This is a genomic window from Gemmatimonadota bacterium (genome assembly GCA_009838645.1).
Classification (GTDB): domain Bacteria; phylum JAAXHH01; class JAAXHH01; order JAAXHH01; family JAAXHH01; genus JAAXHH01.
Map to the genome: position 1 here is coordinate 142,452 of VXRC01000001.1, position 14,767 is coordinate 157,218.

Sequence of the window (14,767 nt, forward strand, 5' to 3'; positions counted from 1 at the left end):
ATAAGTCAAAGGAAAACGCCCATTCGCCGAAGTCCTTCAACCCCGTTGCACTCGCCGTTTTTAGTGGTTGACACCCCAGTGGTTTACGGGGATATTTCCATACCTTGGATGTGCGCGTTTCACACGAGGAATGCACCGTGAAGGCCGAGACCAGAGCCGCCCTAGACCGCTTCCTGAACAGGTACATCGCCTTCATCTGCCGCCATCCGGCCAAGGTCCTGCTGTTCGCGCTGCTTTCTGCTTCGCTTTCCATCCATTTCGCCTCCAGGCTTCAGCTGAAAACCGACTTCGTCGAACTGCTCCCCGAAGGCTACCGGAGCGTCGACGACATACACCGGCTCACGGAGCGCGTCGGCGGCATCGGCAACCTGACCGTCGTCATAGAGACGGAAGACCTGGCCGCCGCCCAGCGGTACGCCGACGACCTTGCCGGAAGGCTTCGATCCGATCTGCCGGAAGGGTATGTCCGCTACATCGAGTACCGGGTGGACGACGAGAAGCGGTTCTACGAAGACCACAAGTACCTGTACGCCGACCTGGAAGACCTGGAAGAGATCCAGAGCCGGCTGAGCCGGCAGATCCTTAAGACGAAACTGGAACAGAATCCCCTTTTCGTATCCGAGGAAGACCTTGGCCTGGAGACGGAAGACGAGCCGTTCACCGTGAGCGACCTGGAGGAGAAGTACGAGAAAGAGGCGTCGGAAAAGCTGGACAAGTGGGTCGACGGCTATTTCACGGGCCACGACGAGCAGGGACAGTTTCTCGTCATGGTCCTGAAACCCTTCGGATCGTCGACCGGCGTGTCCTTCTCGCGGGACCTGTGCGAACGGGTCCTGGCCATCGCGGAAGGGCTCGAACCCACGTCCTACCACCCGTCGTTGAGGGTCGGGCTCACCGGCAAGTACCGCCTGATCCTGGACCAGTACGAGTCCGTAAACCGTGAAATCTTCACGTCGGCCGGCGTCACGCTGTCCCTGGTCGCCCTGGCCATATTCCTCTACTTCCGCACCATCGTCCCGGTCATCAACATCACGCTGGTCGTGGTCGTCGGCATCCTCTGGACGTTCTGCCTGACCTACTTCCGCATCGGCTACCTGAACATGCAGACCGCCTTCCTGGGCGCCATCATCATCGGGAACGGCATCAACTACGGCCTGATCCTGATGTCCAGGTACAAGGAAGAGCGGCTGCGGGGAGAGAACGCCCGGGACGGCGTGCAGATCGCCTTCCGGAACACGCTCACGGCGACGGTCACCTCGGCGGCGTCAACCGGCCTGGCCTACGGTACCCTCATGATCACCGATTTCCGGGGCTTCAACCATTTCGGGTTCATCGGCGGCCTGGGCATGCTGCTGTGCTGGCTTTCGACCTTCTCCATCCTGCCGGCGCTGCTAATGCTCTGGGACCGTACCGCCTTCGGACGGAAGACCTGGACCCGGAAGGTCTCAAGGGGCAGTTCGATGAGCCGTCTCGCCAACCTTGTGCAGAAGAAGCCGCGGGCCGTGGTGGGCACGAGTTTCTCCCTGGTCGTGCTGGGCGCCGCCCTGCTGGTGTGGTGGCTCCCGAACTCCTTCGAGTACGACTTCTCGAAACTGCGCAACGAGCCGCGGGGAGACACCTACGAACGGATCCTCAACCACCGCGTCAACGCACTCTTCGGCATTTCCCAGTCGCCGGCCGTCATCCTGGCGGACCGCCTGGACCAGGTGCCGGGCATACGCCGGGCCGTGCTGGACAAGAAAGCAGCCGAAAGGGAAGTCCCCAATCCAACCATCGACCGGGTCCGGACCGTTTTCGACCTGCTGCCGGAGGACCAGGAAGACAAGATCGACGTCCTCTGGGACATCGAGTACATGCTCGACACGAATCCGCCCGACGAACTCGGGATACCGCCCGACCAGGTCGCGAAGATCAACGATTTTCGCGACAACCTGAGCCTGGACGGGATCACCGTGGACGACCTGCCCGAAGCGCTCACGCGGCCTTACGAGGAGCGGGACGGGACGGTGGGCAGGCTGATCTACGTCTACCCGCGGTCGGACGCCGGGCTCTGGAATGGTCGGAACCTGATCCGGTTCGCGGAGGTCGTCCGTTCCAACCGCCTGCCGGACGACGAGGTCATCTATTCCTCCGGAGAGGCCGTGGTCTTCGCCGACATGCTGAAGGCCGTGGACCGCGACGGGCCCATCGCCACGATCGCCTGCTTCGTGGGCGTGATCACGCTCCTCGTACTGGCGTTCCGAAGCATTCACGCGTCGGTGGTGATCCTGGCCTCCCTGCTGGGCGGCATGCTGGTCATGGGCGGGGTCATCGCCGTCTTCGACATCAAAGTGAACTTCTTCAACTTCATCGTCATACCCACCACGCTGGGCATCGGGGTGGACTACAGCGTGAACCTGTATCAACGCTACCGCCTTGACGGACGGGGTTCCATAGGTAATATGGTACAGCATACGGGCGCGGCCCTGGTCATGTGTTCGTCCACTACGCTGATCGGGTACACCTCGCTCATGCTGACGTCCAACCGGGGCCTGCATTCCTTCGGGATCATGGCCAACGTGGGAGAGATCGCCACGCTGGCGACGGCCCTGGTCGCACTGCCCGCCTATCTGCTCATCATGGAAAAGCGCCGAACAAGGCCGGTTACATGAACGCTCATGCAGTGGACTACCGCCAGGTGTTGCCGGACCACCTGCTGCATACCTTTCTCGATGACTTCGAGGCATTACGGCCTTTCTACACCCACGATCCACGTGATCAGGATGTATGGCCGCGCATGATCGAGGCCGTGCAGTCCCGCGCCGCTCCGCCGCCGCGAAAGGCGCTCGCCGGGATCCTCGAGGTCCAGAACGGCCGGTTCGGGGCGGACGAGACGGTCCTCGCCAACGCGCGCTCCCTCGCCGGGGACGATACCTTCGTCGTTTCCACCGGACAGCAGACGGGCCTGTTGACGGGTCCGCTGTTCACCATCTACAAGGCCGTAACGGCGGTCAAGCTGGCGAGGCGGGTCTCGGAGGAAACCGGCGTGCGGACCGTGCCCGTCTTCTGGATGGCCGCCGACGACCATGACTACGCCGAAATCAACCATGTCCACGTCTGCCGGACGGACGGGGACGCCCTCAGGTTCGAACTGAGCCCCGACGACCCCAACGACCGCCGGTCCGCGAGCGACCGCCTGCTCGGACCCGGAATCGAAGCGCTGCTCGGACAATTCGCCGAGGCCCTGCCCGACTCGGAGTACCGTCCGTCCGCCATCGAGGCGCTTCGGCGGCACTGTACTGCCGGGACTTCCCTGTCCGATGCCTTCGCGCGGCTCATGACGCTGCTGTTCCGGGAACAGGGCCTGGTCCTCGTCGACCCCACCGACCCGGCGCTGAAACCCCTTATGCGCCCCGTGTTCGAGCGGGAAATCCGCGCGCCGCTCTCGACCACGGGTTCGGTCCTGGAAGCGTCGCGCGATCTGGAGCACGCCGGGTTTCATCCCCAGGTCTCCCGGTCCCCGGACGCGGTGAACCTGTTTCTCTACGAGGACGGGCAGCGCAATGCCCTGCGCTACGAGGACGGACGGTTCAGCAACCGGGACGAAAGCCTTTCCTTTACCGGCAAGGAACTGCTACGGATGCTTGAGGATACGCCCGGTCGGTTCACGCACAACGTCATCACCCGGCCCCTGGTGCAGGACACGCTGTTTCCGACGCTGACCTATATCGGCGGGCCGGCGGAAATCGCCTACTACGGACAGCTCGGCGGGGTCTACCGGCAGTTCGGCCTGCCCTTCCCCGTGGTCTATCCCCGCGCGTCCCATACGCTGGTGGGCGCGAGGACCGCCCGGATCCTGGAGAAGCACGGCCTCGCGATCTCCCATTTCGTCCGGGGCATCGAAACCGTGGTCGACCGAAAACTACGGGAAGAGATGCCGGCATCGGTCACCGAAGGTCTCCGGGCCGCACGGGGCGACGTGGAAGCCCACTACAGAAACCTGAAGGGACACGTGACGGCTATAGACCCCGGACTTAACCGGATCGTCGAGGCCTCGGAGCGGAAGACCAACTTCGCCCTGGGCAGACTGGAAGAAAAGACCTTCCGCGCCCTGAAGAAGGCGGACGGGGTCATGCGCGGCCAGATCATGCGGGCGGACCGCCTGTTGCATCCCAACGGGCACCTCCAGGAAAGGGTGGCCAACATCTGGCAGTACGTCGCCCTGCACGGTTTCGACGTCATGGATACGATCTTCGAGGCCACGGACGAGACGGACTTCAGACACAGGATGACCCCGCTATGAAACTCGATGTACTCGCCGTATCCCCGCACCCGGACGACGTGGAGTTGCACTGCGGCGGCCTGATGATCCGGTTCGCCGACCTGGGATATGCCACCGGTATCGTCGACATGAGCCTGGGCGAGATGGGTACCCGGGGAACGGTCGACGGGCGGAAAGAGGAAGCGGCGGCAGCGGCGGAAGTGCTCGGGCTGTCCGAAAGGCTGAACCTGGAGCTGCCGGACGCCCGCGTCAGTTCCTGCCCGACGCACCGCGACGTCCTCATCGACTCCATACGCCGGTACCGGCCCGACATGCTCCTCGTTCCCCACGAGATCGCCCGCCATCCCGATCACGGGGCGACCGCCCGCCTGGCCACGGACGCGGCCTTCCTGGCCGGCCTCGAGAAAGTCGAGACGGACCACCCGTCCTTCCGGCCCCGGAAAGTGGTCTTCTACCTGACCCACCACCGCTACCGGGAACCCCGGCCTTCCTTTATCGTCGACATCACGACGACGTTCAGCCGGAAAATCGACGCCGTGAAGGCCCACCGGTCGCAGTTCCACGACCCGGAATCCACCGAACCGGAGACCTTCATCAGCCGGCCCGAATTCCTTGATGAAGTCGAAGCCCAGAGCCGTTACTACGGACAGTTGATCGGCGCGCGATACGGGGAGCCTTTCGTCGTCCGGGAGTACCTTTCGATCGACGATCCCCTGGCCCATTTCACGGGCGAAGGCTGTAACCAATGAATATCGGCATCACCTGCTATCCCACCTACGGAGGAAGCGGCGCCATCGCCGCCGAACTGGGACAGGCGCTGGCCCGGAAGGGGCACCGGGTCCATTTCGTGAGCTATTCGATCCCCTTCCGCCTGCAGGAATACAGCCAGAACATCTCCTTCCACAACGTGGAGGTCATGCCCTACCCGCTGTTCAAGTACCCGCCCTACACCCTCGCGCTCGCGGCGAAAATGGCGGACGTGGCCTCCGAGGCGAAGCTTGACATCCTGCACGTGCACTACGCCGTGCCCCACGCCACCTGCGCCTTCCTGGCGCGGCACATGCTGCGCGACCGGGACGTCAAGGTCATCACGACCCTGCACGGCACCGATATCACCCTCGTGGGAAGCGACAAGTCCTTCTACCGGATCACCCGGTTCAGCATCGAGGAAAGCCAGGGGGTCACGGCGGTCTCCGAGTCCCTCAAGCGCGACACGCTGTCCCTCTTCGACATCGAAAAGGACATCCGGGTGATTCCCAATTTCGTCGACGTCGACCGATTCCGCCGGGGGGACGGCCACTGCGACATCAGCAATTTCGTCGACGATGACGAAAAGGTCATCGCGCACGTGTCGAATTTCCGGCCGGTCAAGCGCATCGGGGACATCATCCGCATGTACGCAGAGGTACGGCGCGAAATAAAGTGCAAGCTGTTGCTGGTGGGGGAAGGTCCGGAGCGCATCCCCATGCAGGAACTGGCCCGGGACCTGGGGCTTCAGGACGGCGTGGTTTTTATGGGAGAGCAGGAGGGGGTGGACCGGATTCTCTCCTGTTCGGACCTGTATCTGCTTCCCAGCGAACAGGAGAGCTTCGGACTGTCGGCCCTGGAGGCGATGAGCTGCGGCGTCCCGGTGATCGGCGCCAACGCCGGCGGCCTGCCGGAACTGGTGCGCCACGGGGAGACGGGCTATATCACCGAAGTGGGCGACATCCGGCAGATGGCCCGACACGCCACCGACCTGCTTGCGAACGACGGCTTACGAGAGGCGGTCGGCAGGCAGGCCCGGCAACGGGTGCTGGACAACTTCGCGGAAGAAGCCGTGGTCCCGCATTACGAAGCCTACTACGAGGAAATGTTGCGGGGATAGCCGGAACCCGCGGACAACCTGTCAGGCCTCTTCCGACTTCGACGCAAGCGACGCGTAACTCACCCTTTTGCCTCCAGCGACGCGTAACTCACGCCCTCGCCGCTGTCGTGACTCACCGGCAGGCCTACTTCCTCCCATCCCGGATTGACCACCTGGCCGAAGGGCGTCATCTCGCCGCTGAACCCGCAGCGCATGTTGACGACCGTCTGGTATCCCATCGACTGCAGCAGTTCGGCGGCGTGATTGGAGCGCTGGCCCGTCCGGCAACCCAGTACCAGCTTCGAATCCTCCGGATAGTTCGCCTTCATCACCCGGACGAAATCGGGGTTGGGCGTCATCTGCCCGGTCTGCTCGTCCGCGTGCAGCAGGGGGACGTTAACGGCCGGCGCGGGATGGCCCTGGTCGAATTCGGGAACCGACCGGACGTCGATGTATGCGTATCCCTCGGATTCGACCAGCCTGGCCGCCTCGTCGGGCATGACCTGTTCCACGCTCATCTAAGTACTCCTTCCTTTAACTGCCATCATGATCGGCGCCGCGGGTCGCGTCCGCACCGCGGATCGCCTTGATAACGCCGGCTACCACGTCTCCACGATATGCCCCGAGTTCGGAAACCAGATCACATCCACTCCGTAGGAAAGCGCCACGCCCAGTACGTACCCCACCAGCATGCCGATGAAGAAGGGCTGCGACTGGCGGTAGAGTCTCGTGCCGCCCAGTTTCATGATTATGGCCTTGACGAGCCAGACGAGGAAGATCGACGTGGCGATCATCCCGATGCCCCAGGTCTTGGCCACCGCCCATCCGATGGGGTGCAGCGGCCACCAGTGGAAATTGTGGTGGGCCAGGATCAGCAGCCAGGCGATGAGTGCGCCGAGCCCGAGACCCAGGTACTCCCCGCCGGTCAACTGCGTCTGGTTATTGATCCACGTCGTCAGTGTGTTGTATCCCGCTTTGGCGTTGCCGAAAGCATCGGCGAATCCATCCGCCCCGGTGGTGTTGTATCCCAGGAAGATGGTGTAGACGACCGAAATGACCGCGGCCATGACGAGTGCCGAGATGATAACGGGAAAGATGCCGCGCCGGGCGCCGCCGATCTCGTCGCCCATCTTGTTGACGTGGGCCATGGCGCACATGCCCAGTGTCCGCCAGTTCCTCGAGAAGGTCTGGGACAGCGTCAGTATCGTGAGGTCGGCCCGGTGCAGGTTCGCCGACCCGAAGGAGAACACGGTGAATTCATGGGCGTTATAGGGCAGGTCGAGGTTGATGAGCCCTGCTTCCGCCACCACGCGGGTGACCCCGATATAGAGCAGCATGCAGGTGGCCAGCAGCGTGGCCGCGGCGGCGACAGTCATCCCCATGCTGACCAGGAAGAAGAACATGTAGGCGATGCCGATCACCACGCCGCCCATGGCGGTCCGGTACGAGAAGAACTCTCCCGAATCATCGATGTCGCGGCCCCGGCCGATAGCCTTTCTCACCACATCATACAGGTGGCGGCGCGCCATCCAGAGTCCGAAGAGGGTAAACATGAAGAAACCGCCCAGGTGCTGGGCCGTGACGATCTCGGTCGTCTTCGGAATGCCGAACCGGCTCATGATGCCGATCTGGATCGTGGCAAGCAGGAAGAACACCCAGATGCTGAACAGGATATTCAGGTTCGTGAAGAACCCGATGCCGATGAAAGCGAAATTGATCTTGAACTGAATCGGCGGGAAGGATTCGGCCAGGGTGATCGGTATGCGGTAGTCTCCCCCCAGCCTGATGGGCGGCACGACGTCCCAATACGAAATGATGTTCCATAGAATGATGAAGAGGGGGATGCTGAAACCGTACCAGAACACCCTGGACCGGGCGATCCGGGGCAGCACGGAGCCGCTTTCGTCATCCTCGATGAGCAGCAGGGGGACGCGGGCCAGCGGAAAGGTCAACCGCTCCCTTTCGATCCATTGCTTGCGCAGGATCACCATGAGCGAGGCGCTGGCGAAGAAGAGGGCCAGGAAGAAGGTGCCCCACCAGCTCATGGGGATGATCCAGTCCCGCCAGGGAATGACCCCCGTGGACGGCAGGCCCTCGTAGAACCAGCGTATGGCCTGTCGTTCGTCGGTGACGACCAGCCAGGTCGGCAGGTACTCGAAGAACAACTCGACGTATCTGTTCTCGGAATTGGCGTAGTAGTGGGGGATGGAGGGCACGGCGACCCAGTAGGTGGTAAAGGCCCACCCCGGAACGGCCGAGGCCGTGAACACGATGAAGAATATGATAATCAGTTCCGGCGCGGTGAAAATCCGCGTGGGCGCGAAACGCTTCAACAGGCCGTTTATGACGAAGACGACCAGCATGAAGGGGAAGAGCGCCGCCATGGGCATGTGGGTGATGGAAAGGTAGGAGGAGTGGGCTTCGAAGGCGGAATGCACGACCCACCACGCCATGAGTGCGGAGAGTCCCAGGCCGAGACCCACCGCCCGGAGCGTCATGCCCGACGCCAGGCCCCCATGCCGGGCGGGAGCGCCTGCTCCGAGAGGATGGGAATCCGGCTTCCCGGACGGCGCGGAAGACCGCTGGCGTACGCTCATGGGACGGATCGCTTGAGGGGATGGAATTCACTGGATTTACCGGTCGCCCGCCGGCCGAGCGCCGGTCTCTCACCGTTCGTACACCGGTCGCTCGCCGGTCGTTCCGGGATGGGCACAATGTATCTTCCCGTCGGGGTCCGATCAAGGACTAAAACGGCTGGCGGAGGGCTGCGGACAGGCCGCCGACGGGCCGACGACGAGCCGCCCAGGAGCCGCGGACAGGCCCGCTGGATACGCGGCTGTTTCCCTTGACACCGGCCCGTGCGCGCCATACAATGGACGGGGTTTTCGGCCGTTGTTTTTCGTCCCCTGATTCCTGGCAAAAAGGACCGTTTTCATGCAGTATCTGCTCACCGGCGGATATGGTTGCATCGGTTCGTGGATCGTGAAGAACCTGGTCGACGACGGACACGATGTCGCCATCTACGACCTGGTGGAACACACCGCCCGCATGGCGTTGATCATGGACACGGAAGAGATCGCCCGGGTTCGGTTCATCGAGGGCGACATCGCCGACGGTCCCCACTTCACCCGGGTGGTCGGAGAAACGGGCGCGTCCCGCATCATACACCTGGCCGGGCTGCAGGTGCCCGTCTGCCGGGCCGACCCCATCAAGGGCGCCACGGTCAACGTGATCGGCACGCTCAACGTCTTCGAGGCGGCGAAAACCCATGCCGATATCGTGAAGCGCATCGTCTACGCGAGTTCCGCGGCCGTCTACGGCATGGAGGACGACTACGATGCGGGTCCGGTCGGCAACGACGCGGTATTGCGGCCCGTCACCCACTACGGCGTCTTCAAGCAGTGCAACGAGGCGAACGCCCGGGTGTATTACCTCGACCACGGCATTTCCAGCATCGGCCTGCGGCCATGGACTGTCTACGGCCCGGGGCGGGACTTCGGCCTGACCTCCGACCCCACGAAGGCGGTCAAGGCCGCCCTGTTAAGCCGCCCTTACGTGATCGGGTACGGCGGGCGGAACAACATGCAGTACGTGAACGACACGGCACGAACCTTCATCCGGTGCGCCGAGGTCGCCACCGATGGCGCCGGAGCCTACAGCATCCGCGGCGACGTCGTGACCATCGACGAAGTCATCGCGTCCATCGAGCGCGTCGTCCCGGGTTCGGAGGGACTCATCTCCCACCTGGACCTGAACTTGCCCATCGCGCCCGACCTCGATGACCGCGCCATCCAGGAGGACGTGGGCGAGATCCCCTACACGCCGCTGGACGAGGGGATCAGGGAGACCTGGGACGTATTCCGCCGCCATCACGAGGCCGGCACGCTGAGCACGGACGACCTGTAGGGACCACCTTGGTACTGCGGCTTCGCAGCCCCAACGAACCGAATCTCCACTATGTATCGGACCTGTACAATCAGTTGCAGGCGGTGACCGAATGACGCTGGAACGTCAGATACAGGCCATGCGGACGGACGGCTGGTGCGTCCTGGACGGCATCATCCCGGGGGACAGGCTGGACGAGGTACGCCACCAAGTCATCGCTTCCACCAACCGCCACCGGAATCCCGATGCACCCGCGAACATCGGCCACGTGAGCGGTTTCCTGAAGTACGACCAGTCGCTGGCGCCCTGGCTCGCGGACCCGCGGCTCCTCGACCTGGCCGGCGTGCTGCTCGGACGCCATTTCCGCATCTCCTTCACCACGGCCACCATCAACGAACCCGGGAACGAACGCGGAGGCTGGCACGCGGACTGGCCCTTCAACCAGCGGAACGCGGGACATGTGCCCGCTCCGTACCCGGACGCGGTCATGCACCTCACCACCATCTGGATGCTCTCCTCCTTCACCGGCGAAAACGGGGGCACGCTCATCGTCCCGGGCAGTCACCGCAAGGACAACAATCCCACCGGCAACAACGGAGTTTCTCCGGACGAACCCCATCCGAACGAGCTGAACGTGACCGGCGAGGCGGGAAGTGTCCTCGTCATGGACAGCCGGCTCTGGCATTCGACGGCCGCCAACACCTCCCGGGATCCCCGCGTGGCGGTCGTCGTCCGCTATGCGCCCTGGTGGCTGAACCTGAACGTGCTGCGGCCCGGTTCGGAAGACCGCCGGATCCTGGTGGACGAGACCGGCATAACGGAAAACCTGGTCCCCACCCTCCCCAGGGACGTCTTCGACGGACTGCCCGGTGAGCTGAAGCCCCTCGTGTCTCACTGGGCGGAGTAGGATTCTCAATACCTCAGTAAGACATTCCCTGGGTCCCCGAAACATTATACCCGTCGCATTAGTCTAATGTTTAAGAATCGCAGTACGTAGTTTCGATTCTATAACTCGAGACTGGAGGATGATATGAACCGGAATGGAGTTGTAGCGGTTTTATGCGCGTTTCTTTGGACTTCAAGCGCGTGCAGCACCCAGGAGTTCGGATTTGAGCGCGAAGGGCGGGACTATATCGAGGGCGATCAGGAAAGATTCGAGGTAAATCCTGGAGGTACACTGACGGTCGATGCCGAATTAGGGGCAATTTACATCAGAAGTTCAAACAATGACGAAGTCGATGTCCTGGTGAGAAAACGACTAAGGTCAACCGATGCTGACCAGGCGCGTAAAGCCTTTAGTAATGTTGAAATCGATATCAAACAGGTGGATAAAGGGGTACGTATCGAAGTCGATCAGATCAGGAACGTCACGTACAGACGATGGTTCTGGCAGGACTGGCCGGATCGGCTATCTGTAGATATCGAAGTAACGGTACCCGTGGAATATAACCTGGATCTCAGTACGATCAGCGGTGATATCCGGACTACAAATACCGTAGGTGACGTGACCGCAAAGACCCTTTCAGGGAACATTTCGACCGGTCCCGCCGAAGGAAACTTGAGCATAAAAACGAACAGCGGGAATATCAGAACCGGTCCCGTAGTAGGCAAGGTGCATACCATTACTCTGAGTGGCTATAACGAAATCGGCCCAGTCAACGGCGAAGTGAAGGTCCGTTCGAATTCTGGCAACATCAAAACAGGTAGCGTAGAAGGTAATGTACAAGGCAAGTCTTTAAGTGGTAACATCGTAATCGGCCCCGTGCATGGTGACGTGACAGTCAGTACGAACTCCGGCAGCATCGAGTCCAGTTTCGTTGACGGGAATCTGAAAGCCTCGTCATTAAGCGGCAGCGTTAAAACGGGTCCGGTGAAAAACGACGTTACAGTCAGCACAACGGACGGCGATATTGACACCGGGGATATTGGGGGGAGTGTACAATCCAGTTCCCTATCCGGCCATATCAGCATCGGTGCTGTAAATAGTAATGTAAAAGCCAATACGACCTCCGGAAACATCAAGGTCTCAAACGTGTTCGGCGTTTCCGAAACCAGATCCCTGAGCGGAGACATCAGGCTAGGCTCTACACATGGCGGCATTGTTGCCAGTACAGCCAGTGGTGACATCGAAGGGGATTTGATCGATACTGATTCATCCGTTGATGCCAGATACCAATTTCAATCACTAGCCGGTGACATTTCAATAATCCTACCATTCGACATGCCGGCTGTTATCGATGCGCAGATAAGTATCGGGGAGATCATTGATCCTTGGTTGCCAAATTCGTGGCATGTCCTGAGGCATATCGATTCGGATTTTGATCTGGACGTTAGTAAAGTGGAATCCAGCCCGGGTAACCATACAATTAAAGCTGTCGGTGAAATAAATGGCGGAGGGAACGATATTATACTAGTGACCAATGATGGAAAAATACGAATCCGCAGCAAAGACGATTGGTAGTGGTGTCAGTTTGTTCGAAGGTAAGCACGTCCGGACGGTACGCAACGAGTAAAGGCACAACCTTTAAATCCCTTCGAGAGTCTCAATAACAACATCGTGCAGATTCTCTAGCTATACAACCGTGGGAGTTCGATGAGTATGAAGAAGATATGGATCACAATGATTGCGTTTATAAGCGTTACTCCAGTTCTTGATTCCGTCGCGCAGGATGCACAGGATACCGACATCATGCGAACTGAACGGGGATTCGTGGAGAGCACCACGGCGACGTACACGGTCGACCCCGGCGGCGAGCTGATCATCGACGCCGACTTCGGATCCGTTCGGATTGAGACCGCGACCACCGACAAAGTGGAAATCCTTGTCGAAAAGCAACGGAAGGAAGGCACCGCAGACGAGGCCCGCCGCGCCTTCGAAGATGTGGAGGTAACCACGGAACAGCAGGGCAACGACGTGCACCTCCGCGTCGACCATTCGCGATGGTTGGGACGCAACGGCCTGTCCATCGAGATGACGGTCCAGGTGCCCTATACCTACGATCTGGACATCGAGACGGCAGGCGGAAGCATAATCATCGCGGACCTGGACGGCGAGATCGTGGCCAAGACGGCAGGCGGAAGCATCCGCATCGGCGCCACGCAAGGGGACGTGAACGCCAGGACCCTGGGTGGAAGCATCCGCATCGGCCCGACCGAAGGGGGCGTGTCCGCGAAGACCCTGGGCGGCAGTATCGATATAGGGGACGCCAATGGAGACGTGTCCGCCCAGACGATGGGTGGAAGCATCCGCGTCGGACGCACAGAAGGTGACCTGACCGCCTACACCATGGGCGGAAACATCACCGTGGAATCCGTTTCGGGCAAAGCGTCGGCCAAGACGCTGGGTGGAAAAGTCAGGGTCGGTTCAACGTAACGGTTCGTCGGCGATGACAACACCGCCTGTATTGACATTTTGGGAGGAATGATGCGTTTATTATTGAACCTGGTCGGTGTCGGTCTGCTTGTTGCCTCCGCATACGCATGCGGCGCACAGGAGGTCACGTTTATGCGCGAAGGTATGGGTCACGTAGAAAGAACACACCAGAATTACGCAGTGGATGGGGCCGGCACGTTGACCGTAGATACCGACTTCGGCTCTGTTCGGGTCGAAAGCTGGTCCAACGACGAAGTAGAAGTCGAGGTGGAAAAACGGCGGACGGGTATCAGCGAAGACAGCGCCCGTGAGGCCTTCGATGAAGTGTCGGTGGATATATCCCGGCAGGAGAACGACGTAGACATCCGGATAGAGCGCAAACGGAAATACGGGAACGAAGGCATATCGGTGGATATACGGGTCAGGGTGCCGGAAACGTACAGTCTGGACCTCAAGACCTCGGGCGGAGATATCGATGTCGGAGACCTGCGGGGCGACGTGCTTGGCCGCACCTCGGGCGGCGATATCAACGTGGGCAACGTGACGGACGGGGTAATCCGGGTTCACACGTCAGGAGGCGATGTAAAGGTCAAGGGGGGCGCAAGGGAGACGAAGGTATCCACCTCCGGCGGGGATATCGAGATCCTGAACGCCCGGGGCGCGGTGGATGCATCTACCTCGGGCGGTGACGTCACCATCGGCGACGCGGCCGGCGAAGTGACGGCCAAGACCTCGGGCGGCGACATCGAGATCGGCCGTACGGAAGGCGAAGTGACGGTGAGGACTTCCGGCGGCGATATCGAAATCGATCAGGCCGGGGGAAACACAGCGGCGACGACCTCGGGCGGCGACATCAGGATAGGCCATACCACGGGAGAGGTAAAAGCGAAGACCTCGGGCGGCGACATCACGGTCGAACGCGCCGGTGGCGAGGTGGATGTGCATACCTCGGGTGGCGATGTCACCATCGACAGCGCTGAAGGAAGCCTGAAGGCGGGCACCTCGGGCGGTGATATCACGATCGGCAATGCGACGGGCGGCGGCGTGACGGCGAAGACCTCGGGCGGTGACATCGAAGCGCGTATGAGGGCGTCCGTAAGCGCGCTGGAAGAAGACTGGCTGCTGCAGTCGTCCGGCGGGGAACTGTCCATTCAGATTCCCGAGGATCTGCCGGCCACGCTCGAGGCGGAGATCCGCCTTGAGCGGTCCTGGTTCGGACGCGAAGAGGAATATCGAATCGACTCGGATTTCGACCTGGACGAGCAGGACGATGGCGGCCGTAACGGCAGGACGATAAGGGCCACCGGCGACATCAATGGTGGCGGCCATCTCATCAGGCTAAAGACTAGCGATGGCGATATTCGGATTCGCAAGTGGTAGTCCTGAGCCCTTGCCGGGTGCG

The 14,767-nt window shown here is 61.3% G+C and carries 11 protein-coding genes; 9 read left to right on the top strand and 2 right to left on the bottom strand.

Annotation, left to right across the window (positions count from 1 at the left end; genetic code table 11):
• The first annotated feature begins 137 nt into the window (after positions 1-137).
• The 4 genes from F4Y38_00670 to bshA are packed head-to-tail and all read left to right on the top strand — an operon-like array spanning position 138 to position 6,128.
• On the top strand, positions 138-2,651 hold the full coding sequence (locus F4Y38_00670; GenBank protein MXY47788.1) for an MMPL family transporter: 2,514 nt from the start codon (positions 138-140) through the stop codon (positions 2,649-2,651).
• Positions 2,648-4,282 (top strand): bacillithiol biosynthesis cysteine-adding enzyme BshC, encoded by a 1,635-nt coding sequence (gene bshC / locus F4Y38_00675; protein ID MXY47789.1) that lies wholly within the window; start codon positions 2,648-2,650, stop codon positions 4,280-4,282. Before F4Y38_00670 ends, bshC begins: the two co-directional genes overlap by 4 nt.
• Positions 4,279-5,010, top strand: a complete 732-nt coding sequence (bshB1, locus tag F4Y38_00680) for a bacillithiol biosynthesis deacetylase BshB1 (protein MXY47790.1) — start codon at positions 4,279-4,281, stop codon at positions 5,008-5,010. The genes bshC and bshB1 overlap by 4 nt, the downstream gene beginning before the upstream one ends.
• Positions 5,007-6,128, top strand: coding sequence for an N-acetyl-alpha-D-glucosaminyl L-malate synthase BshA (gene bshA, locus F4Y38_00685; protein ID MXY47791.1), 1,122 nt, complete (start codon positions 5,007-5,009; stop codon positions 6,126-6,128). Before bshB1 ends, bshA begins: the two co-directional genes overlap by 4 nt.
• Positions 6,129-6,187: 59 nt before the next feature.
• Here the strand turns inward: bshA and F4Y38_00690 are convergent, their stop codons facing one another.
• Both F4Y38_00690 and F4Y38_00695 read right to left on the bottom strand, forming a co-directional pair.
• Entirely contained in the window at positions 6,188-6,625 is a 438-nt protein-coding gene (locus tag F4Y38_00690) for a rhodanese-like domain-containing protein (GenBank protein MXY47792.1), read from the bottom strand.
• 81 nt (positions 6,626-6,706) lie between these two features.
• The gene (locus F4Y38_00695; GenBank protein MXY47793.1) at positions 6,707-8,704 is read right to left on the bottom strand and encodes a hypothetical protein; all 1,998 of its coding nucleotides are present in this window, start codon (positions 8,702-8,704) and stop codon (positions 6,707-6,709) included.
• 337 nt (positions 8,705-9,041) lie between these two features.
• Here F4Y38_00695 and F4Y38_00700 point away from each other — a divergent pair, with 337 nt between their 5' ends.
• From F4Y38_00700 to F4Y38_00720, 5 genes are all read left to right on the top strand, one after another.
• Positions 9,042-10,013: an NAD-dependent epimerase/dehydratase family protein gene (locus F4Y38_00700; protein MXY47794.1), complete on the top strand. Its 972-nt coding sequence runs from the start codon at positions 9,042-9,044 to the stop codon at positions 10,011-10,013.
• Between the two features lie 91 nt (positions 10,014-10,104).
• Entirely contained in the window at positions 10,105-10,899 is a 795-nt protein-coding gene (locus F4Y38_00705; protein MXY47795.1) for a phytanoyl-CoA dioxygenase family protein, read from the top strand.
• Between the two features lie 123 nt (positions 10,900-11,022).
• Complete coding sequence (locus tag F4Y38_00710; GenBank protein ID MXY47796.1) at positions 11,023-12,453, top strand: DUF4097 domain-containing protein; 1,431 nt, start codon at positions 11,023-11,025, stop codon at positions 12,451-12,453.
• A gap of 228 nt (positions 12,454-12,681) precedes the next feature.
• Positions 12,682-13,365 carry a DUF4097 domain-containing protein gene (locus F4Y38_00715; protein ID MXY47797.1) on the top strand — a complete coding sequence of 228 codons (684 nt, stop codon included), beginning with the start codon at positions 12,682-12,684 and terminating at the stop codon, positions 13,363-13,365.
• A gap of 48 nt (positions 13,366-13,413) precedes the next feature.
• Positions 13,414-14,745 carry a DUF4097 family beta strand repeat protein gene (locus tag F4Y38_00720; GenBank protein ID MXY47798.1) on the top strand — a complete coding sequence of 444 codons (1,332 nt, stop codon included), beginning with the start codon at positions 13,414-13,416 and terminating at the stop codon, positions 14,743-14,745.
• Positions 14,746-14,767 lie beyond the last annotated feature (22 nt).